The organism is Shuttleworthella sp. MSX8B (assembly GCF_000524295.1).
Lineage (GTDB): Bacteria > Bacillota > Clostridia > Lachnospirales > Lachnospiraceae > Shuttleworthia > Shuttleworthia satelles.
Window position 1 is genome coordinate 59 of record NZ_JAQT01000038.1, and the last position, 17,992, is coordinate 18,050.

Consider the following 17,992-nt stretch of genomic DNA (forward strand, 5'->3'; position numbering starts at 1 on the left):
GCGCAAGAGAGCCTGCAAACCGACCTCGAACTGTGAGGAAAAATCCCAGCTGCCGGTCATCACCTGACCGACCAGACCCTCAAGGGCCTGTCTGTCTGCAGGAGACATTGAGGACAGCGCTTCATTGAAACCCGCCAGGGGGCTAGTGACCTCACCGCCGGCAGGAGGAGCCGCCTCAGCTGCTGCGAAACCTGTTGTGTACACAGTTACCGCGGTGAAGAGCGCTAGCATATGGTCCGGATGCTGAAAGCCCGCGGCATCAAACGCAACGAGTACCTGTGCAATCAGCGAGAACGATCTTGCAGTGGCGATGGGGTGTGTCAGGACGAGTTCCACGGCGTTGGGATGGGCAAGGAGCGTGCGGCGGAGCGTACGCGCATAGGAAAGCATGACAGAGTGCCAGCTTTCGGCGGAGCTTCTGGTCTCGGCGCCTGGAGCGGTCATAGCGAGAAGCCTCTCGAGAGTCTGGCGCCAGATCTTCTCTGAGACACCGTCCAGAAGGGCAGCTTTGTCGGGGATATGGCGGTAAAATGCCGTCTGGGACACGCCCAGGCGCTTGCCAAGGGCGCGAAAGGACAGGGCATTCAGACCCTCTTCATCCACCAGTTTCAGAGAGGCAGAGATGATATCGTCTCGCGTGAGCATATGCATACGAGTACCCGCCCTTTCGCCTTTTGACATAGTAGCTCCTACTTTTGTGCTGACATAAAGCCTCTTACCATATAATTTAGTATGATAGCACCAATGATGACGATAAGAAAGACGGCAAGCATGCCGACCTGCGGAAGGATGTCCGCGATCGAGGCGCCGTCCAGGCTTACCGCATGTACGGCGTCAAGAGCCCAATAGGCCGGCGAGAAACGCGAGATGGGCTGTGCCCATTCGGGAAAGCTTGAGACCGTGCAGAAGGAGCCGCCGATTCCTGCGGCAAGCATTCCGATGACACTTGAGAGAGATAAGGCGAGTTCTTCGGACGGCGTCCACAGGGCGAGAGCAATCCCCAGCGCCGCGAGGATCGCGGAGAAAGTCAGTATGATCAACAGGAGTGCCCAAAGGCTGCCCTTGGGGCGAAAACCGAACAGGACGGCACCCAGGGCAATGATTGCAATCGCCTGCACGGACTGAATGAGATAGGCAACGAAAGCCTTACCGCCCAGAAGAGCTCCTTTTGATGCCGCGGACATCTTTAGTCTTGGCCACATTCCCCAGGTCTTCTCGTGAAAGAAGGATTGAATGATGGTCTGTACCGCCAGAAAGGCAAAGAGGACAGCCATGGCGGGAACCGCCTGTTCAGATCCTGTGACATTGGTATAGCCATCCTGCAGCAGCATAGCCTTGAACGCGGGTTCCATGAAAGGAATGATGACCAGCGGGACAATGGTCAGAATCAAAATAGAGGCTGGATTTCTCAGCTGCTGAAGAAGGTTGAGTCGAGTTACTGCGGTGAAATATCTAAGCTGCATGATGATTCTCCTTATTTTCGATGATGGACAGATAGGCGCTCTGCAGGTCTGCTTTCTCTATGCGAATGTCGTCTACAGTGAGGCCGTGCACTGCCGGGTCTGCCAGCAGAGCAGCAATTGCATGACCGGGATCAATCACTTCATTGACCGGCTCGAGCCCTCGCTCTGTGGCCTGCCAGCCGGAAACGGCCGGAGTCTGTCCGCTGAAACGCACAACAACGGATGCCCTGGCGTGCCCGCGAATGATTTCATCCAGTGTTCCGCTCGCCACGATGTGCCCGCTATCAAGTATGGCAATATCCGCATTGAGCTCCTCAAATTCGGTAAGATAATGGCTGGTGTAGATGACGGCAGCGCCTTCATCCGCAAGTGTGCGCACTGCCTTGAGGAGTTTGGAGCGCGCTTCCACATCGGCGCCAACGGTCGGCTCGTCCATGAATATGACCTTGGGCCTGTGCATGATGGCCATGCCGGCGTGCAGTCTGCGGCGCTGACCGCCGGAAAGGCTGCGGGCGCCCTGATCCGCCTGTGCCTTTAAGCCGAGAAGTTCCATGACTTCCAATGCCCGCGTATGTGCCTCGCGAAGGGAAAGCCCCTCAATGGTCCCATAAGAGGTGAGGTTCTGTCTGACAGAGAGATCGGGGTAGAGGCCTATGTCCTGGGGAGCGCAGCCGATCATCTTGCCCACAGATTGACGCGCGGGGTTGCGGCCGCCAATAAGTACACGGCCTGCATCCGCCGGGAGCATGCCGCACATGATGTTGATGAGCGTGGACTTACCTGCTCCGTTTTTCCCGAGCAAGCCCAGTACCTGGCCCGCATGTACCTGAAGGTCGATGCCTTTGAGAACATGGTGTTCTCCGAAGGCCTTGCTCACACCTTGCAGGTTCACAAGAGGGGAGATCGTTTTTGTATCATTCATGATTCCTTCTTTCACTAACAAGTTTACATCGTTAACTTTATCGACGCCATAATGTTAACATCGTAAACAAAAGAAAGCAAGAGAGAAATGGAAAATATCCAAAAATGTTTGAATTCCAACAGAATTGATTTTCTGATGAACTATGATTGTACCTGTAAGGGAGAGAAAAGATCCTTTACAGATTTGATTTACAACAGAATCCGCGCGGAACACAGATTCTGTTTTTGGACGTCGATTCGCCCGGAAAGGAGATCTATATGATGCATGGTGTTGACGCAGGTCAGGTTCTTCAGCTGGCAAAGTTGGTTTCATTTAAAGAGGGAGAGGTTAATTTCTTAAAGATCGTCGAGAGCGATCACATGAGATTCGCGCTTCTGGCATTTGATAAGAATTCTGTGCTGCCTGAGCATCCGGCGCCGGGCGATGCTATGATTTTCGCCCTGGAAGGGCAGGCCAATCTTAGCTACGAGGGCAGGGACTATGTGCTGAAGGCCGGCGATCAGTTTAAGTTCGATAAGGGCGGCAAGCACTTACTCTCCACCGGCGACAGTCGCTTTATCATGGCCCTGGTTATCGAGAAGGAGTAAGTGAGCTCTTTGCAGCTTGATGTAAATGCCGCAAGTATGATTTCGGCACTGTAAGAATCGATTGTGAAGGTAATTCACCCTGTTGGTAAATTTATAGGTTTGCGATGAGAGGCTGTGCCAGGGCATGGTCTCTTTTTGTGTGGCACTCCCGGTGACATGCGACTTTGATCCGTGGATTTGGAATGGGAATGTTGGTTGCTGATCGAAGGGACGGCTTACATGTTCTTTGAAAGCTGCCGTAAGAGACGTGTACAAGGAAATAGGATATGGCATAATTAACGTATCCGGCTATCTGTCGGTTATAACCGGAATGGTGACTTCAGGGGATGGATCCGAGTCAGGTTGGCGGGTAAGTCTTTTCGTGACATAACAAGGAGAAAATGATGGGAGAATTTTACAATATTTATGGGGCGCTCAGGGAGCGTGTGGCAAAGAAGGAGACCCTTGTCGGAGACGGAACATATCCGGCGGCGATCCTGGAAGAGGAGCCAGCACAGAATTGGCTTGCGCATGTCAAGAAGGGTAGCGTCCTTGGCTACCCTTCCTTTGAATTTACAGATCAGGATCTGCTTTATCTGGAACTGTCAGGTAAGTACGCAGGATACATTCTGGTTACAGCGGATGAAAGTGGGAAGAAGGTTTTGGGGGAGATTGATCTTGAGGTCAGGAATCCGGACTGGCAGAATTATCTGATCCCGATTGCGGTTCAGCCGGGGAAGTCAGCTCTTTATCTTCACTTTAATGGAGATGGTGAACTTAAGTTTAAGAGTTTTGGATTCTTCTCTATGTGATTTCGCTGCACACGGCAGGATTTTTAGAGCGATATACACGACGGGAAAAGCTGCGAGCTGAAAGGCAACAGTTATCCCACAGGTATTTCACGCTGAAGGATAAGTCTTCTGTCAAGATATCCTTGCAAAGCATTTGCAAATTCCTGCGGATGCTCTTTTTGAGGCCAATGTTTGCAGCCTTCCATTAAATACAGCTCACAGTCAGGAATTCTTTTGCTTGCAACGATTGCGCCTTGTTGCGGACGGATCAGAAGCCCTGACTCCTGCGGAGAATTCGGTGCTCCTTGCGGGCCAGAGCGGCCTGATAGCGAGCCCGTTCGGCCTCTGTCTTAATTTCAAGTCCGTAGGGGATGGGAACAGGTTTCCCTTTCTCGTCAATAGAGACATAGGTGAGAAAGGCCCGGTTAATCATGTGGCGGAAGCCCTGCTGGTCCTCGACATAGGAGTCGACCTCTACTTCCATGGAGGCGTTGCCCACATAGGTCAGGCGTGCTACCAGGACGACCAGGTCATTGAGATAGGCGCCCCGCTTAAACTCCAGATGGTCAATGGAGGCTGTGGTGATGATTCTGCCGGAATGGCGCTGGGCTACTGTGGCGGAGGTCTCATCAATCCAGGAGAGCAGCTGCCCCCCATAGAGCCTGCCGGTGCCATTGATATTTTCATGGCGCAGCACGTGCATGTTCTCCACCTGGGAGTAGGCCACGCTGCGCAAGGGTCTTGTCTCTTGCATGAATTGCCTCCTTGTTTATGACAATGGAATACTTGCAAAGCAGGTATTCCATCGCTTGACAGGGATATTATACCGCAAATGTAAGATTGAAATGGGATCATCCGCCTGTCCTGCGCGACATTTTGCGATATTCCGCCGGAAACAGCCCGGTATTGTTTTTAAAGCTTGCCGCAAATCTTCCCGCGTTGGAGTAGCCGACAGCCGAAGCAACCTGATCAATGGCAAGCTCTGTAGATGTCAGGAGCATTTCCGCGTGGCTCATACGACGCTGTTGGATGTACTCGGAAATGGTGCAGTGATAGATGCGCTTAAAAGAGGTCTTCAGCTTTGTTGTGCCCATACAGGCGATTCGCGCAAGCGTAGCAAGAGGGAGCTCTGTATTAAAATGATCGTTGATATAGGCAGTGACGCTGCTCAAGGCATCCATGTCCTGACCGGATATTCTGGCATGAAGATCTTTTTTGCATTTTTTTCCGCGCTCATAGACAAGAGAAACGGCTTCCGCGACCTTGGCTTCATAGAACAACTTTGCCGATATGCCCTCTCCCTTATAAGCCCATACCTGCCGCAAAAGCTGAGACATCTCCGGGAAGTCGAGCGTCTGCCCGATGCGGCTGAAAGCCTCATGCGGAAGGAGGTAGTCATCAGGATAGCTTTCCCTCAGATATGTTTCATAATATGCGGGAAAAACCTCTATCCCAACGGAACGGATCGGAATATTTCTGTGAATCATAGCTTTATAGGTCTCGTGTCCTCCGTGAAAGGTTTTGACACATCCCGCGGTTAATCGGCGGTAGGGAGTCAACTCCTCCCCCGACACAGAATCATAGTAGGTAATGCTCAAACACTCCGGCGTGTCAAGAGATATGAAGCTGTCTTCGAAGAAATAGAAATCGTGGATTTTAATATCAAATAAATTCTTTTCTCCATAGACCCAGTAATATCCACAGGCTGCGTCCTCTGGAGCGAGATACAATTTTCCGGAAGGGCCAAAGTCAGGAGAAGGCTTACTTTCAACAAATCCGCTGCGGGTAAGCCATTCCTTGTAAAATTCGCTGATTTCCATGTCATTACTCCAAAATCATACATATCAGACATAAAATCATACATATCGGACGAAGAACGCTTAACGATATTGTTTCGCTTTCCCTGTCTTTATACGATACCTATAGTTAGTGGATTCTAACAATATATTATCACAGCGTCTCTATCGGCGTATCTTGGATTTCTAAATTTCAATCGGTACGCGTATAAGGAAGGACATTTGTTATGGCAAGCGAAACAAACAGCAGGAAACAGAAACTTACAGTCAAAGATCTTATTACGGTTGGCGTTTTTTCCGCGATCATTTTTATCTGTATCACATTGAGCGGAGGGCCATTCGCGATGGTACCGACTCTGACCTTCTATTTTCCGGTGGGCGCATCACTTCTTGCCGGACCGGTATATCTTTTACTGATCGCGAAGGTGCCGAAAACCGGACCGATCTTTACTGCCGGACTTTTGATGGCGATCTTCTGCTATGTGACCGGCATGCATATTGCCATGACCATCGGGTATCTGGTTGGCAGTGTGCTGGCGGAGCTGGTGGCATGGAGCAGACGTTATAAGAATATAAAAATCAACATTGTCTCTTATATTGTTTTCTGCCTCGGGGGAACCGGGTCCTATCTCGCCTATTTTATCAATCCGCAGGCATGGGTGAGCCGAATGCTAGAGAAAGGGACGCCGCGGGAGTATCTGGATACCATGGCGGCATCAGTCAACCAGTGGGTTTTGGTGACCATGCTGGCAGGCACGGTTCTTGTCGCCCTCTTCAGCGGTTTTGTCGGCAGCAGGTTATTGAGGAAGCAATTTGAAAAGGCGGGAATAACCGCATGAGCCGGGATGCAAGTGTCCAAAAGAGCTTCGGTCTGCAATTTGATCCCCGCGCAAAAATCATCATACTGATTCTGTGCGTGATTTCAGCAACCATTGCCTCCTCCCTTTTGTATGAGAGCCTGCTTGTTCTTGCGGTTGCCCTGTTCGGATGCGCAAGCGGAAAAGTTCGCAGGTCGCTTTTTTGCGCGGCTTTTTATGGCGCCTTCTATATGCTGACCCTTTTTGTCATGTCGCTTGAAAAGGGGGCGTTTTATACCGTGTTTACATCATGGCTCGGCCTGTTTTACGCTGTCTACCCCTGCGCTTTTTTGGCGAGTGTGATTCTTTCCACGACGAGGGTAAATGAGTTTTTGACCGCGATGAATAAGGCGCATATTCCCAATCATGTGGTTATTCCTTTGGCAGTCATGCTTCGATATATTCCCTCAGTCCGTGAAGACTGGGCTTATATCAAAGACGCCATGCGGCTCAGGGATGTGACTCCTTCCTTTTTGGGTTTTCTGAGAAATCCGGCTATGACGGTGGAATGTCTTTATGTCCCCTTGCTGATGACGGCTTCCAATGCGGCCGATGAGCTTTCTGCCGCCGCAGTCACGCGTGGGATAGAGAATCCAAAGCCGCGTACCAGCCTTCTCCAGATTCGGTTCCGGGGAAGGGATTGGATTGCCGTAGTCCTTGCGGCCTGCGTGCTTATTTTGGGCTTTTGTTGGGGAAGGATCGTGTAGGGTATGATTGAGTTTAAGCATGTATCCTTTTCGTATGACTCGCGCAGGGAGCAGGAGGGGATCCATGGAAGGGATGATCTGCGTGACATTAATTTGACAGTAGCTGAGGGGGAATGCGTCCTTCTCTGTGGGAAAAGCGGATGCGGCAAGACCACGATGACGCGTCTTGTCAATGGGCTTGTCCCCAATTTTTATCCCGGCAAGCTGACGGGGGAAGTTCTGCTCGATGGGCGAAGTGTTCCGGAAATGCCAATGTATGAAACGGCGTCTCTTGTCGGTTCGGTATTCCAGAACCCCAGGACGCAGTTTTTCAATGTGGATACAGACAGTGAGATCGCTTTCGGCGTGGAAAACCAGGCATTGCCAGGAGAGCAGATTGAGGACAGGGTGGCTGCCTCCGCAAAGGACCTGGAAATTGAAAACCTTCGCGGAAGAAATATTTTTTCTCTTTCTGGAGGAGAAAAGCAGAAGATTGCTTTTGCGTCCGTATACGCTATGAACCCTCGCGTCTATCTGCTGGATGAACCGTCCTCTAATCTGGACATGGAGACGATAGACGCTTTAAGGGCTCATCTCAAAATGCTTAAGTCCCAGGGAAAGACCATTTTGATCGTCGAACACCGGCTGTATTATCTGATGGGTATCGCTGACCGGATCATTGTATTTGATGAGGGACAGATAAAAAAGATTTACTCCGCCGGTGAGTTTTTGACCTTGACGGATGAAGAACGCCGGGCCATGGGCCTTCGAGCGACGGATCTGCAAAAGGAGACTCCCGACGTGATCGCGGGGAAAGAGGGGGAAACGAGGCTGGAGATGAAGGGTGTTTCCCTCTTCTACAGGAAAACGCCTGTGATAGAAAATATCAATGTAAAGATTTCACAAGGCGAGGTGATTGCTCTTGTCGGGAAAAACGGCGCGGGCAAAACAACATTTTCACGGGCCTTTTGCGGTTTGCACAAAGGGATCAAAGGGGATTATTTATGGGATGGCAGGGGTATCTCCTCAAAGAAGCGGCAGAAAATTTCCTATATGGTCATGCAGGATGTGAATTATGAGCTCTTTGCGGAGAGCGTAGAAGCGGAATGCTCCTTCGGAATAAAGAACCCGGACGCGGACTTAGTCGCGGAAACGATGGACGCGTTGGAACTGACACCCTTTGCCGAACAACATCCCGGCACGCTTTCCGGCGGACAAAAGCAGAGGGTGGCCGTCGCCGTGGGGCAGGTCTGCCAAAAAGAACTGATCGTCTTTGACGAGCCTACCAGCGGGCTGGATTATGAAAGCATGGCAAGGGTCGCTGAAATTATCCGCAGCCTTTCCAAACAGGGAAAAATCATATTTGTTGTCACGCACGACTATGAATTTTTATGCAGGACATGCAGCCGTATGCTTGTTCTCTCCGATGGTGAAATCAGCCGTGATTTCAAGTGCTGTGCGGACAGGAGGGAAGAGATGCGGCAGCTCTTCTTTTCTGCCGTGGGGAAAAAGGACATGTGATTCCGCTGTCATTCGCGGTGCGCTCCATTGACATGAAAGAAGATAACGACGCGTCTGTATTGCAGCAAGCTCTGCTGCGTTGCAGGCGTTTTTTTAGCGCACCCGGAGGTAGTTGTCATCTGATTTTTCTTGCAAACAGTTTTATACTGTTATATACTGTTTACGAACAAGAAAGGAGGAAAATGAAGATCATCATAAATGCATCATCGATGGTGCCGTTTTACGAGCAGATTAAAGATCAGATCAAGGTACTGATACGAAATGGAGAATTAAAGGAGAATGACAATCTTCCGTCAGTAAGGGCGCTTTCTAGGGAATTAAAAATCAGCGCTCTGACCGTAAAAAAAGCATATGACAACCTGGAAAGGGAAGGGTTTACCATAACAATTCACGGGAAGGGAACCTATGTTGCGGCAATTAATACAGAGCTTTTGCTGGAGGAGCAGAAAAAAGAACTGGAAAGAGATTTAGAGCGTGCAGTGCAAAAGGGAAGATCCTGTGGGATTCGTGATGAGGATATCAGAGATCTTTTTGAATTGATCTTAAAGGAGTGATGGCGATGCTAAAAATAGAACATCTCAAAAAGCAATATGGGAACTTTTCTCTGGATTGTTCCTTGGAAGTCAAAAGAGGTTATATCACCGGTTTGATCGGGCAAAATGGAGCGGGAAAAAGCACTACATTTAAGGCTGTTTTGGGATTGATCTCTGCGGATGGCGGGAAGATCAATATTCTCGGAAAGGATCTGCGGGAGTTTACAGCTGAGGATAAAGAAAGTCTGGGTGTTGTCCTCTCGGATTCCGGATTCGGCGGATATTTAACGATAAAGGACCTGATCCCGATTATGAAAGGCCTGTACAAGAGCTTTGACGATTCCTTTTTCATGGACCAGGCGCGTAGATTCCAATTGCCGACGGATAAAAAAATCAATGACTTTTCAACGGGGATGAAGGCTAAGCTGAAGGTGCTGATAGCAATTTCCCACGATGCGAGATTGTTGATTTTGGATGAGCCGACCTTGGGGCTTGATGTCATCGCCAGAGATGAATTATTGGAAATGCTGCGGAAATTTATGGAAGAGAATGAGGAGCGGTCTATTCTCATCAGCTCGCACATTTCAAGCGACCTGGAGACCCTGTGTGACGATATTTATATGATTCACGAGGGGAAAGTGATTTTGCATGAAGATACGGATGTTTTGCTGAGTGATTATACCCTGCTGAAGGTGACAGAGGAACAATTTTCCCAAATAGATAAACAATATATTCTGCGTTTTAAAAAGGAAGCCTATGGATACAGCTGTCTGACCAGACAGAAGCAGTATTATATTGAAAACTATCCGGAAGTGGCGATTGATCAGGGAACAATAGATGAAGTGATTTTGATGATGATAAGAGGGGAGAAATTATGATGGGACTCTTGATAAAAGATTTTAAGATGATGAAAGAGAAAAAGCTCTTTTTTATCATCATGATTACGATTTCTGTCGTCAATGTAGTTTTCTACGGAAACACGACATTTGCGATTGGTTTTATGTCCTTTATTTCGTCCCTGTTTGTACTGAGCACGATAAGCTATGACGCGCTGGACAATGGGAACGCCTTTCTGTTCACATTACCTGTCAGCCGCGCAAATTATGTCACTGAAAAATATTTGCTCACATTCTTAATTTGCGGTGTTGCCTGGCTTCTTGCAATTGTCTTTGGCATTTGTGTCAGCATATGGAAGGGGACAGTGAACATTTCTGATGTTATGCCGGCTGCCTTGATCATTCTTTCTGCCGTGATTGTCATACAGGCGGCTTCCATACCATTTCAGCTAAAATTTGGCGGTGAGATGGGAAGGATTGCTCTGATCGGGGCATTTGGGGCCCTTTCCGCGATATGGATTGTGGCTGCAAAAGCGGTTCCCATGCTTGTGGCAAATGTGAAGTACAGTCTCTCCAGGATGAGTATAGGCGGGCTGGCCGCTCTTGCGATGGTTGTAGCCTGGATCCTGTTTCTGATATCCATGAGAGTAAGTGTTAAAATTATGAAGGACAAGGAGTTTTAAATAAAAAACACCGCCTTCCCGAGCAAGCTCGGTCGGGAGACCGTTTTTATCCACGGGTAGACTCAAGATTGCTTCGCAATCTTTCGTTATCCGGCTGTCGCCGGATAACTTACAACAATCAAAAAACACCACCTTCCCGAGCAAGCTCGGTCGGCGGTGCTTTTTGATTGTTGTGTCTACCCTGCTCGTAGCTGCGCTTACATCTTGACGATGCCGAAGGCGTTCAGGATTGATGAGATCAGGATGATAATGATAAAGAGGGGAGCGGCATATCTGATGACGAAATTGTAGAGTTTACGTCTTCGGAATTTGCCGGAGACTGTAACCTCCTCCGCAATCCGGTCAACGCCAACCTTATAGACAACCAGGATACAGATGGCGAAGGCGGCGATGGGCATCATGATGGAATTGGACAGGAAGTCGAAGAAATCAAGGAAGTCCATGCCGATGATCTTGATACTGCCGAGAACACCGAAGCCCAGAGAGGAGAGGCTGCCGAGGGCCAGCATGATGACAGCGACAACAACAGTCGCCTTACGGCGTCCCCATCCAAGCTCATCCTGGAAGGTAGAGGCGGCGGACTCCGCCAAGGCAATGGATGAAGTGATCGCGGCCAGAAGAACCAGGAGGAAGAAGACGATGCCGCCGAACTGGCCCAGTCCCATGGAATCGAAGACCTTGGGAATCATGATGAACATGAGGGAGGGGCCGGCCTTGAGATTTGCGGCCGCGTCCGCGCCGGAGAAGGCGAAGACAGCAGGGATGATCATCAGGCCTGCAAGAATCGCGATCGCCGTATCGAAGATCTCAACATTGGAGGTGGAACCCTCAATGGAGACCTCCTTCTTCATATAAGAGCCGAAGGTGATCAGGATTCCCATGGCGATGGAGAGGGAGTAGAACATCTGTCCCATGGCAGTTACGATGGTCATCCAGGAGAAGTGGGCGAAATCAGGAATCAGGAAATATTTCACGCCTTCCATGGCCCCGGGTCTGGTGACGGAGTAGATGGAGACAATCACAGCCAGAAGAACCAGAAGGGGCATCATAATACGGGAGACGCGCTCGATGCCGTTTTCTACGCCGGCGAAAATAATTCCAATCGTCACCAGAGTAAAGAGGATGAACCAGAATTCAGCCGAAACAGAGTTAGAGATAAAGCCAGCGAAGAAGTTATCATCCGCAACGCGGTGTACGCCGCCGGTGAGATACTCCCAGAGGTATTTGAAGACCCAGCCGCCGATCACGGAGTAGTAGGGAACAATGATGATCGGGATGATGGCGTTGAGCCAGCCGCCGAAGCAGAAGAAGCCATGCCCCTTGCCCTTGCCCAGGATATTGAAGGCGCCGACGGGGGATTTCTGGGTCATGCGTCCGATGGCGGACTCGGAGACAATCATGGCATATCCGAAGGTGGCCACCAGGATCAGATAAATCAGCAGGAAAATGCCGCCGCCATACTTGGCCGCCAGATAGGGGAAACGCCAGATGTTTCCAAGGCCGACAGCGGAACCGGCAGCGGCCAGGACAAAGCCCAGTTTGCCGGAAAAATTGGAGCGTTGATTGTTCATGTTCATAACCTCTTTTCCAATTCTTTTGAATGACAGGATATCAAATCCCATGTGATAAATCACAGGGGGATTGTCAGGTGTTTCTGCAAACAATTAGCACATATCATAGCACTTTGCCAGCGGGAAAGGAAGGCTGGAAGGACATTGACGCGGTCTCAGGTAGTGGAACACAGGCAGAGCCTCAGAACACAGGGGACTCAGGATGATCGGATGATCTTTCGGTACTGGCTTGGAGTCATTTCCTTCTCACGGTGGAAGAGCTTGGTGAAGTAGGACAGGTCCGGGATGCCGCATGCGACAGCGATCTCCTGAATACTGCCGGCGTCGATGTTGAGCAGGTAGATAGCCCGATCGAGCCTGCGGTCAAGGATATAAGAGCTTAAGGTCTGCCCCATCTCCTTTTTGAAACGGGTTGACAGATAGGACTTGTTCACAGAGTAGTAGTTGGCGATGAACTGCAGAGACAGATCTCCGTCCAGGTTTGCGTCGATATAATTGTTGACCCGGCTGATCAGCTCAGACTGGCCGCCGCCCCGATGGCTCTGTACCAGGTTGCAGTACTGGTGAATCATGTCTCGTCGAAAGGAATAGTTTTGAGGGAGCTCCTGCATGTTCTCAATACGGATAGCAAATTTGCGGGAGATCTCATTCAGATAGTAGGGGTGAACGCCGGCGGCTTCTGTAGCCTTGCGAAAGAGCGTATTGCATACGATCAGATAGTTCTTGCTGCTGCGCAAGCTGGAGGGGGCGCGATTCTCCAGACTGTCAAAGACGTGGTCGGTAAATGCCGCTTCGGCAGCTGAAGTATTGCCTTCTGTAATATAGCGCAGGCCTTCCGCCTCTTTGGCATACCGGTCTTCCAGCAGGGAGAAAGCAGCCTGTTCTGTCTTGCGTCCCTGAACGGAGAGGAGATCGGTTGGCCGGGGAAGACTCAGAGGAAGGCGAATTTGCGTAAAATCATCCCGACCAAGATAGGATTTTGAAAAGGCGTGCAGGAAGGACTCGAATTCCCCTCGCTCCAGAACCCTGGGGAAATGGATATAGAAGGAGGAGAGATCCATCTTCCTGTCATCCTTGATTCCCAGTCGGGTGGCCAGCTGCTGCATATGAAGAAAGTCCGGGGACTGGGTCAGATATGGCCCTGCCAATAGATGGCGGCCCCGGGGGAGAGGGAAAACCAGATAGTGGCAGTTGAGCTCATCCGTGATGACGCAGAGCTGGTCAGGACAGGAGAAGAAGCGGTCGAAGTCCTTCATGGCCAGGCCCAGATTCTGGCGGAAGGAGAAGTCGTAGCTGTCATCCCATTGGTAAGGGGCATGCAGAATGCGGCGGCGGATTTCCAGTCGGTCTAAAAAGTCAAAGAAGAGATTGAGAAGATTTGTTTCAAACATCGCTGCTTCTACCTCCGATCAGGGGAATCCGGGAATTGAGATAAAGCCAGAGATAGGTCTCAAGACAGGTTCAGGATGAATTCCCAGGATAAGGTCTCAGAACAAGACTCAAGATGAAGTCTGGAGAATCCAGCCTCAGGACAAAGCTATAGATAGGCCTTCAACTTAGCTTTTCACTAAAGAGTTCAAATACTTCAAGCATCTTCAAGTCTTAAACCCTCCAACAGCCTGATTTAAATATAAGGATATTTACAAAAAATAGCAAAAAGAAAAATTTCGTTATAGATTATCAGAACCGATATTTTCAATAATAAGAAAGGAAGTTGGGTCTGCTGAGGGGGAAGAAATCCTGCAGACCTGCGTCGCATTTAGAACCGCATATGGAAAAGGAGAGAAAAGAATGGGAAACAGCAAGTATGATCGTGAGGGAGGAATCCATCGTGTGCCGATTTGGAGGATCGGTGGTTTTGCCCTCAATAATACGGCGACCAATATCTGGTTGCTGCTCATGTCATTTATTGCCTATTACATTAACGGATGGGTTGGCCTGGGAGTTGTTTTGGCCGGATCTTTTTCCATGATTATGCGTATCTGGGACGGGGTCACGGATCCTTTTGTGGGCTATCTGCTGGATAAGACCAACGGCAGGCTGGGGAAAAATCGTCCTTTTATGGTGATTGGCAATATTGTCCTGGCCTTCTGCGCCTTTCTGATGATCTTTGTAACTCCTGTGATTCCCGCAGGAGCCCTGCGGGTAGGCTGGTTTATCGTAGTCAACTGCATCTACTATCTGGGCTATACCTGCCAGTGTGTTGTCACCAAAGCCGCGCAGACCTGCCTGACCAATGATCCAAAGCAAAGACCTCTGTTCTCGGTTTTTGATGCGATTTATAACCTGATTCTCTTCTCGGGGGGACAGATGTTCATAGCTGGTCTGGCCAAGAAGTACGGGGGCTTCACCAAGGATATTATGCTCTATAAGGAGCTTTGGATGATTGTGGCATCTGTTTCCGCTGTCTTTACGGTAATCGCGGTCATCTCCATCTGGCCCAAAGATCAGGAGAAGTACTATGGGACGGGGCAGGCCATTCGGGTCACTTTTCGTGACTATTTTGAGACGATCCGGCACAACCGGGCCATCCAGATGCTGGTTTTGGCTGCATCCACGGACAAACTGGGGGCGACAGCCAAGACCGCTGCCGTGACGACCATTATGTTTGGTGTGGTGGCCGGCAATTACGCTCTGTCAGGGACATTTTCTCTCTACACGGCGATCGGAAACATTATCTTTATCTTCCTCGGTCTGGGCTATATCGCGACGAAGTTTGGGCAGCGCAGAGCAATGGTCACCTCCAGCTGGCTGGCGCTTTTCGGAAATATCGCTCTGATTGCTCTCTGGATGCTGGGAGATCCCAAAACTCTGAATCTGCCTGGAAATAAGGGATTTGTCGGATTCAGTTTCTTCACAGTTGCACTTCTGGTTCTGACCATTTTCACCGGCGGCTTTCAGAATGTGGCAGGATCGATTGTCATTCCCATGACGGCAGACTGCGCGGATTTCGAGACCTATCGGACTGGAAAATATGTACCCGGATTGATGGGAACGCTCTTTTCCTTTGTGGACAAGCTGGTATCGTCTTTTGCGCCCTTTATCGCTTCCATCTGCCTGGCGGCGATTGGCTTTAAGGATGTGATGCCGGATGTAGATACACCTTACAGTCTGCAACTGAAGGTGGTCGGCGTCTTCCTCATGTACGGATTGATTGTCTGCGGACTGATCTGCAACCTGATTGCCATGAAGTTCTATCCTCTGACGGCGGAGAAAATGGAGGAAGTTCGCAGACAGATCGCCCAGATCAAGGAAGAGAAGAAAACGGTTCAGGCGGGTTCCTGACCGATATCAGGGAGAGAGGCAGAATCGCATTTGCTGGTTCAGGTGTCTGTAAGGGCCGATAGCTTTTGTGTCATTCTCGGATACGAAGGCTGAAATAGAGGCGGACAGAGAGGAGAAGGCAGTGGCTAAGAGAAGATTGACCCAGGCTGAGGTCGGAGAACTGGTATGCTTAGAGCAGGAGCTGGCGGCTCTGAAGAAAGAGCATGGCATCCAGGACAAGCAAGGACTGATTGAGCGCTGGACAGCCCGTTATTATACCTTCAAAGACAGGCATGTCAGCAGGAATCCGGTGCGGCGCAAGACCTATCTCTGGCTCTGTCTCTTATCTGTCTTTGGCGTCAACCAGTTCTATGCCCATCATCCGGTGCGGGGATTGATCTATCTTGCCCTCTGTTGGACTGGACTGCCGCTGGCTTTTGGTCTGGTGGACTGGATGGAAGCGCTGCCCAGGCAGGCGGATCCGGAGGGGCGCATTCTGATTTAGCGCAGGTCAACTGCAGTCAGTGGGGATTGATTCCACAGAAACAGAAAGAAAATTGTGTAAGAAAAGAGGTAACTATGTTGTATCCTATCATGACTCCATCCCGTCTGGTTGAAGATTTGGCCGGAATCTGGGACTTTCAGTTAGACCCCGAGGAGAGGGGATTTGCTGAGAAATGGTATGAAAAACCGCTGGAGGATCCCATGACGATGCCGGTACCTGCGTCGTTTAATGATCTCAAGGATGGAAGCGACTTCCGCGATTACCGTGGCTGGGTCTTCTATCAGCGCAGGATCTCACTTCCGGCCTTCATGACAAAGCAGAGAGTCATGCTGCGTTTTGACGCGGCTACCCATCATGCCAATGTCTATTTGAACGGGCGGTTGATCGCAGAGCATCAGGGAGGATTTCTTCCCTTCGAGACAGAAATCAGTGATTTCTTAAAGCCGGGAGAGGATAACCTTCTGACCGTGGCAATCAATAATTTTATTGACAATACAACTCTGCCGGTCGGGATGACAGGCAATATGCTGGGCGGCAATCTGGGAGCTTCTCCAGAGCCCAAGCATCCGGGACCCAACTTTGACTTCTTCAATTACGCGGGTCTTAACCGAACCGTTCGCATCTACACGACGCCCGGACAGTATATTGCAGATCTGACTGTGACCAGTCAGATTGACGGGGAAGATGGAACAAGGCCGATTGCGGATGGGGGAAAAGCGCTTCTGAATTATACGGTTGCCGTTGGCGGTCAGGAGGATCAGGCTCTGGCGGATGCCGCCCTTGTGGAACTCTTTGATGAAACAGGGGTTAAGGTTGCCGATGCAAATGGTCTGTCAGGCCAGCTTATCCTTGAGCAGGCCAGACTGTGGAGGCCTCTGAACGCCTATCTCTACAGGATTCGGGTCAGCTATGGAGAAGATATCTATGAACTTCCTTATGGAATCCGTACGGTCAGGGTGGTTGGCAACCGTTTCCTGATCAATGGCTGCAAATTCTACTTCAAGGGTTACGGCAAGCATGAGGATACCTTTCCCAATGGCCGCGGCATCAATCTGGCAATGAATACCAGGGATATCTCGATTATGAAATGGCAGGGAGCCAATTCATTCCGCACCTCCCACTATCCCTATTCCGAAGAGATGATGCGCCAGTGTGACCGGGAGGGAATCGTTGTGATCGACGAGACTACGGCAGTCGGAATCAATTACCTCTTTGGCGGCGGAGCCAATTTCGGAGGCAAGAAGGTGGGAACCTTCGACCCGGAGCATGGAGTGAAGACCCAGGAGCATCACAGGGAGGTCATTCGCGATCTGATTGCCCGTGACAAGAATCACGCCTGCGTTGTCCTGTGGTCGATTGCCAATGAACCGGATTCATCCGGTCAGGGGGCATATGAATACTTCAAGCCTCTCTTTGATCTGGCACGGGAACTGGATCCTCAGAAGCGGCCTGTCACCTTAGTATCCGTGCAGATGGCCGGAGGCCCTGATACGGATGTTTCTGCTCAATTGTCCGATGTCATCTGTCTCAACCGCTACTATGGCTGGTATTTCGGCGCGCCTGATCTGGAATGGTCGGCACAGCAGATGAGAGCGGAGATGGATCAGTGGGAGAAGCTGGGAAAGCCGGTTGTCTTCACGGAGTTTGGCGCTGATACGGTGATGGGCATGCATGATACAACGCCTGTCATGTACACGGAGGAATATCAGCTGGACTACTACAAGATGAACCTGGCTGTTATGGATGATTACCCCTGTGTCACTGGAGAGCAGGTCTGGAATTTTGCGGATTTTGCGACTTCTCAGAGCATGCTTCGTATCCAGGGCAATAAGAAGGGGCTCTTCACCAGAGACCGCAAGCCCAAGCTGGCGGCCCATTTCTTCCGCGACCGCTGGCATGCGGTTCCCGACTTTGATTACAAGGATTGACGAAAGCCAGTCGTCGGGCGATGATTGAATACGTGCATTGAGAATACTCCGTTGTCATGGACGGTGGAAG

At 50.3% G+C, this 17,992-nt stretch carries 18 protein-coding genes (1 of these 18 only partly in view); 11 read left to right on the plus strand and 7 right to left on the minus strand.

Annotated elements, in window-relative coordinates:
- The 3 genes from HMPREF1508_RS09280 to HMPREF1508_RS09290 all read right to left on the minus strand — a co-directional run.
- Window positions 1-681, minus strand: part of the annotated coding region (locus HMPREF1508_RS09280; protein WP_156923223.1) for a TetR/AcrR family transcriptional regulator (this coding region is incomplete at its 3' end). Its footprint begins 58 nt before the window's first position; 681 of its 739 annotated nt are in view.
- A gap of 8 nt (window positions 682-689) precedes the next feature.
- Complete coding sequence (locus HMPREF1508_RS09285; RefSeq protein ID WP_044961415.1) at window positions 690-1,463, minus strand: ABC transporter permease; 774 nt, start codon at window positions 1,461-1,463, stop codon at window positions 690-692.
- Window positions 1,453-2,385 (minus strand): ABC transporter ATP-binding protein, encoded by a 933-nt coding sequence (locus HMPREF1508_RS09290; RefSeq protein WP_044961416.1) that lies wholly within the window; start codon window positions 2,383-2,385, stop codon window positions 1,453-1,455. Before HMPREF1508_RS09290 ends, HMPREF1508_RS09285 begins: the two co-directional genes overlap by 11 nt.
- Before the next feature lie 257 nt (window positions 2,386-2,642).
- Here HMPREF1508_RS09290 and HMPREF1508_RS09295 point away from each other — a divergent pair, with 257 nt between their 5' ends.
- Window positions 2,643-2,972, plus strand: coding sequence for a cupin domain-containing protein (locus HMPREF1508_RS09295; protein WP_049906967.1), 330 nt, complete (start codon window positions 2,643-2,645; stop codon window positions 2,970-2,972).
- Window positions 2,973-3,355: 383 nt separating this feature from the next.
- Window positions 3,356-3,763 carry a hypothetical protein gene (locus HMPREF1508_RS09300; RefSeq protein WP_044961417.1) on the plus strand — a complete coding sequence of 136 codons (408 nt, stop codon included), beginning with the start codon at window positions 3,356-3,358 and terminating at the stop codon, window positions 3,761-3,763.
- A gap of 247 nt (window positions 3,764-4,010) precedes the next feature.
- Here the strand turns inward: HMPREF1508_RS09300 and HMPREF1508_RS09305 are convergent, their stop codons facing one another.
- Complete coding sequence (locus tag HMPREF1508_RS09305) at window positions 4,011-4,496, minus strand: acyl-CoA thioesterase (RefSeq protein WP_044961418.1); 486 nt, start codon at window positions 4,494-4,496, stop codon at window positions 4,011-4,013.
- A gap of 97 nt (window positions 4,497-4,593) precedes the next feature.
- Entirely contained in the window at window positions 4,594-5,562 is a 969-nt protein-coding gene (locus HMPREF1508_RS09310; protein ID WP_044961420.1) for a helix-turn-helix domain-containing protein, read from the minus strand.
- Between the two features lie 203 nt (window positions 5,563-5,765).
- Here HMPREF1508_RS09310 and HMPREF1508_RS09315 point away from each other — a divergent pair, with 203 nt between their 5' ends.
- The 6 genes from HMPREF1508_RS09315 (at window position 5,766) to HMPREF1508_RS09340 (ending at window position 10,654) form a co-directional block, all read left to right on the plus strand.
- The gene (locus HMPREF1508_RS09315) at window positions 5,766-6,377 is read left to right on the plus strand and encodes an MptD family putative ECF transporter S component (protein ID WP_044961422.1); all 612 of its coding nucleotides are present in this window, start codon (window positions 5,766-5,768) and stop codon (window positions 6,375-6,377) included.
- Entirely contained in the window at window positions 6,374-7,102 is a 729-nt protein-coding gene (locus HMPREF1508_RS09320) for an energy-coupling factor transporter transmembrane component T (protein ID WP_044961424.1), read from the plus strand. The genes HMPREF1508_RS09315 and HMPREF1508_RS09320 overlap by 4 nt, the downstream gene beginning before the upstream one ends.
- Window positions 7,103-7,105: 3 nt before the next feature.
- Window positions 7,106-8,602: an ABC transporter ATP-binding protein gene (locus HMPREF1508_RS09325; RefSeq protein WP_044961426.1), complete on the plus strand. Its 1,497-nt coding sequence runs from the start codon at window positions 7,106-7,108 to the stop codon at window positions 8,600-8,602.
- A 182-nt stretch (window positions 8,603-8,784) separates the two neighbouring features.
- Complete coding sequence (locus HMPREF1508_RS09330) at window positions 8,785-9,156, plus strand: GntR family transcriptional regulator (RefSeq protein ID WP_044961427.1); 372 nt, start codon at window positions 8,785-8,787, stop codon at window positions 9,154-9,156.
- A gap of 5 nt (window positions 9,157-9,161) precedes the next feature.
- Window positions 9,162-10,013, plus strand: coding sequence for an ATP-binding cassette domain-containing protein (locus HMPREF1508_RS09335; RefSeq protein WP_044961467.1), 852 nt, complete (start codon window positions 9,162-9,164; stop codon window positions 10,011-10,013).
- The gene (locus HMPREF1508_RS09340) at window positions 10,010-10,654 is read left to right on the plus strand and encodes an ABC-2 transporter permease (protein ID WP_044961429.1); all 645 of its coding nucleotides are present in this window, start codon (window positions 10,010-10,012) and stop codon (window positions 10,652-10,654) included. The genes HMPREF1508_RS09335 and HMPREF1508_RS09340 overlap by 4 nt, the downstream gene beginning before the upstream one ends.
- Before the next feature lie 197 nt (window positions 10,655-10,851).
- Here the strand turns inward: HMPREF1508_RS09340 and HMPREF1508_RS09345 are convergent, their stop codons facing one another.
- Together HMPREF1508_RS09345 and HMPREF1508_RS09765 are read right to left on the minus strand one after the other, a co-directional pair.
- Complete coding sequence (locus HMPREF1508_RS09345; RefSeq protein WP_044961468.1) at window positions 10,852-12,231, minus strand: sodium-dependent transporter; 1,380 nt, start codon at window positions 12,229-12,231, stop codon at window positions 10,852-10,854.
- A 191-nt stretch (window positions 12,232-12,422) separates the two neighbouring features.
- Window positions 12,423-13,616, minus strand: coding sequence for a helix-turn-helix transcriptional regulator (locus HMPREF1508_RS09765; protein WP_049906968.1), 1,194 nt, complete (start codon window positions 13,614-13,616; stop codon window positions 12,423-12,425).
- Window positions 13,617-14,016: 400 nt separating this feature from the next.
- Between HMPREF1508_RS09765 and HMPREF1508_RS09355 the strand changes: the two genes are divergently transcribed.
- From HMPREF1508_RS09355 to uidA, 3 genes are all read left to right on the plus strand, one after another.
- A complete protein-coding gene (locus HMPREF1508_RS09355) occupies window positions 14,017-15,510 on the plus strand; it encodes an MFS transporter (RefSeq protein ID WP_044961430.1) in 1,494 nt (497 codons plus the stop codon).
- Window positions 15,511-15,631: 121 nt separating this feature from the next.
- A complete protein-coding gene (locus HMPREF1508_RS09770) occupies window positions 15,632-15,994 on the plus strand; it encodes an NINE protein (RefSeq protein WP_049906969.1) in 363 nt (120 codons plus the stop codon).
- 74 nt (window positions 15,995-16,068) lie between these two features.
- Window positions 16,069-17,922, plus strand: coding sequence for a beta-glucuronidase (uidA, locus tag HMPREF1508_RS09365; protein ID WP_044961432.1), 1,854 nt, complete (start codon window positions 16,069-16,071; stop codon window positions 17,920-17,922).
- Window positions 17,923-17,992: the final 70 nt, after the last annotated feature.

What these genes read in the sequence shown, in the direction of transcription:
- HMPREF1508_RS09285 (WP_044961415.1), bottom strand. Translation starts at nt 1,463, where the DNA reads ATGCAGCTTAGATATTTCACCGCAGTAACTCGACTCAACCTTCTTCAG.
- HMPREF1508_RS09290 (WP_044961416.1), bottom strand. Translation starts at nt 2,385, where the DNA reads ATGAATGATACAAAAACGATCTCCCCTCTTGTGAACCTGCAAGGTGTG.
- HMPREF1508_RS09295 (WP_049906967.1), top strand. Translation starts at nt 2,643, where the DNA reads ATGATGCATGGTGTTGACGCAGGTCAGGTTCTTCAGCTGGCAAAGTTG.
- HMPREF1508_RS09300 (WP_044961417.1), top strand. Translation starts at nt 3,356, where the DNA reads ATGGGAGAATTTTACAATATTTATGGGGCGCTCAGGGAGCGTGTGGCA.
- HMPREF1508_RS09305 (WP_044961418.1), bottom strand. Translation starts at nt 4,496, where the DNA reads ATGCAAGAGACAAGACCCTTGCGCAGCGTGGCCTACTCCCAGGTGGAG.
- HMPREF1508_RS09310 (WP_044961420.1), bottom strand. Translation starts at nt 5,562, where the DNA reads ATGGAAATCAGCGAATTTTACAAGGAATGGCTTACCCGCAGCGGATTT.
- HMPREF1508_RS09315 (WP_044961422.1), top strand. Translation starts at nt 5,766, where the DNA reads ATGGCAAGCGAAACAAACAGCAGGAAACAGAAACTTACAGTCAAAGAT.
- HMPREF1508_RS09320 (WP_044961424.1), top strand. Translation starts at nt 6,374, where the DNA reads ATGAGCCGGGATGCAAGTGTCCAAAAGAGCTTCGGTCTGCAATTTGAT.
- HMPREF1508_RS09325 (WP_044961426.1), top strand. Translation starts at nt 7,106, where the DNA reads ATGATTGAGTTTAAGCATGTATCCTTTTCGTATGACTCGCGCAGGGAG.
- HMPREF1508_RS09330 (WP_044961427.1), top strand. Translation starts at nt 8,785, where the DNA reads ATGAAGATCATCATAAATGCATCATCGATGGTGCCGTTTTACGAGCAG.
- HMPREF1508_RS09335 (WP_044961467.1), top strand. Translation starts at nt 9,162, where the DNA reads ATGCTAAAAATAGAACATCTCAAAAAGCAATATGGGAACTTTTCTCTG.
- HMPREF1508_RS09340 (WP_044961429.1), top strand. Translation starts at nt 10,010, where the DNA reads ATGATGGGACTCTTGATAAAAGATTTTAAGATGATGAAAGAGAAAAAG.
- HMPREF1508_RS09345 (WP_044961468.1), bottom strand. Translation starts at nt 12,231, where the DNA reads ATGAACATGAACAATCAACGCTCCAATTTTTCCGGCAAACTGGGCTTT.
- HMPREF1508_RS09765 (WP_049906968.1), bottom strand. Translation starts at nt 13,616, where the DNA reads ATGTTTGAAACAAATCTTCTCAATCTCTTCTTTGACTTTTTAGACCGA.
- HMPREF1508_RS09355 (WP_044961430.1), top strand. Translation starts at nt 14,017, where the DNA reads ATGGGAAACAGCAAGTATGATCGTGAGGGAGGAATCCATCGTGTGCCG.
- uidA (WP_044961432.1), top strand. Translation starts at nt 16,069, where the DNA reads ATGTTGTATCCTATCATGACTCCATCCCGTCTGGTTGAAGATTTGGCC.